Annotated in this window: 1 protein-coding gene; it reads left to right on the forward strand. The window is 64.6% G+C overall.

Annotated features, from left to right (window positions below; genetic code table 11):
* A partial coding sequence (locus ACKRDP_RS09885; RefSeq protein ID WP_409154620.1) for a S1 RNA-binding domain-containing protein occupies positions 1-280 on the forward strand: 280 nt, incomplete at both ends.

Consider the following 280-nt stretch of genomic DNA (forward strand, 5'->3'; position numbering starts at 1 on the left):
GTACGCGGGGTGGCCGGAGGCGGGCGAGCTGATCGTGGGAGAGGTGGATGAGATCGCCGACTTCGGGGTCTTCGTCGACCTGACCGAGTACCGTGACCGACGGGGGCTGGTGCACATCTCCGAGGTGGCGAGCGGGTGGATCAAGAACGTCCGCGACCACGTCCGCGAGGGACAGACCATCGTGGCGAAGGTGCTCAGTGTGGATGAGGACGCCCAGCAGATCGATCTCTCCCTGAAGGATGTCAACGAGCACCAGCGCAAGGAGACGATCCAGGAGTGG

The organism is Pampinifervens navoyensis, from assembly GCF_046159715.1.
Classification (GTDB): Bacteria; Aquificota; Aquificia; order Aquificales; family Aquificaceae; genus Pampinifervens.